The organism is Rhodoblastus acidophilus, from assembly GCF_025961575.1.
In the GTDB taxonomy this organism is placed as follows: domain Bacteria; phylum Pseudomonadota; class Alphaproteobacteria; order Rhizobiales; family Beijerinckiaceae; genus Rhodoblastus; species Rhodoblastus acidophilus_C.
Window position 1 is genome coordinate 1 of sequence record NZ_JAOQNX010000070.1, and the last position, 1,748, is coordinate 1,748.

Below are 1,748 nucleotides of genomic sequence, written 5' to 3' on the forward strand. Positions count from 1 at the left end.
GGCGCGCCGACCGTGAACTTGAACCATTCGTCCGGCGCGGCGTCGCCGACCCAGTCAGTCTTGGCGACCGCCGTGGCGCTCAAGGCGCCCAGCGAGGTGGCCGCAGCCAGCGAGCGCCCGGCGGTCAGCGCCGGCGCGATTCCCGCCGCGACGCTCGACACGGCCGTGAGCTTATAGGCGGTGTCCAAGCTGTCGGACAGATGGAGGTAATAGGTTCCCGCCGCGAGCGTCGCGCTCAACCCCGCGATAGGGGAGTCGCCATGGCCATTATAATAGTAGGAGTTCGCGCTGGCGAGCCGGTTACCCGCGTTGTCAAGCAGTGTCAACGTCGCAAAGTCGCCGCCCGAGAAGGTGAAGGACACGGTCGCGAGTGCGCCGAGCGTGAAGGAATAGTAATCGTCGGGCGCCGCCGCGCCGATCCAGTCCGACTTGGTGACCGCCGTGGTTCCCAAAGCCCCGAGGCTCGTCGACATGGCGAGCGTGGTCCCGATGGCACTGGGCAGCGCCGCGGCCGAGGCGGAGAAATTGTAACCCGAGTCCGAACCGCCGCCCGTGATGACGGCGTAATAGGTTCCCGCCGAGAGGTTGTCGCTGATCAGGCCGTTATAGCTCGAGCCCGCGTAGGTGTAGGCGACCTGGGCGCCATTGGCGTCATAGAGAGCGAGCGTGTCGGACGCCCCGGAGGCGAGACCGGCGAGTTGCAGGGTGACGGTCGAGAGCGACGACAGGGTGAACTGGTAGACATCCTTGGCGTCCGTCGCGCCGACCCAGTCGGCATAGGTCTTGGCTGTGGCCGACAGCGCGCCGATCGCCTTGGCGGCGGCGAGACTGTTGTCCGCGCCGTCGGTCGCCGAGGTTCCCACCGCTGGCGCGCCTGTCGAGAAGGTAAGGCTGTAATTGGTGTCGATGCCGTCGGCGACTTCGGCGAAATAGGTCCCCTTCGCAAGTGTGGCGACGACAGAGGTCAAGCCGCCCAAGCCGTTGTAAGTGGAAGAGCCGATCATGCCGCCCGAGCTGTCGAGCAGGAAGATGGAGCCGCTGGAGCCGTTGGAGCTAGCGAAAGTTAAATTGACCACCTTCGAGGCCGAGAGGGAGAATGTATAATAGTCGGTCGAGGCCGCGTTTCCGATCCAGTCCGACTCGACAATCGCCGTGGCGCCGAGCGCGCCGACGTTCAGCGCCGTCGCCAAGCTTGACCCCGCAGCATTGGGCAGCGCCGCGGCAGAGGCCGAGAGCGTGTAGGTGGTGTCGTAGCTGTCGTGGACGTTAACGTAATAGGTTCCTGCAGCCAGATTGGCGACCAGGAAGCCGTCACTGCCGCTGGCATAGCTGTAGCCGTACTGATTGCCGGAGCTGTCGAGCAGAGAGAGTGTGCCGTTGGCGTTGGCCAATCCGCTCAGCTTCAGCGTGACATTGGACAGGGCGGACAGGGTGAACTGGTAATAATCATTCGGCGCGGCGTTCCCAACCCAGTCGGAAGCAGTGGCTGCGGTGGTCGAGAGCGCGCCGAGGCTGGTGGCGGTGGCCAACGTCGCCCCGGCCGCATTGGGGAGCGCCGTTGCGGAAGCCGAGAGCGTGTAGGCGGTGTCGGACGTGTCGTAGAGATGGACGTAATAGGTTCCGGCGGCCAGATTGGCGGCTATGGCGTCCGAATTGTAATAATAATAGCTGGAGGCGATCTGCCCGCCCGAGCTGTTGAGCAGATAGAGGTAGCCGCTGGTGTTGGACAGGCCGGAGAGGTTCAGCGA

The 1,748-nt window shown here is 64.5% G+C and carries 1 protein-coding gene; it reads right to left on the reverse strand.

Features of this window, described 5'->3' with window-relative positions:
- A partial coding sequence (locus M2320_RS23155) for a T9SS type A sorting domain-containing protein (protein WP_264599322.1) occupies window positions 1-1,748 on the reverse strand: 1,748 nt, incomplete at both ends.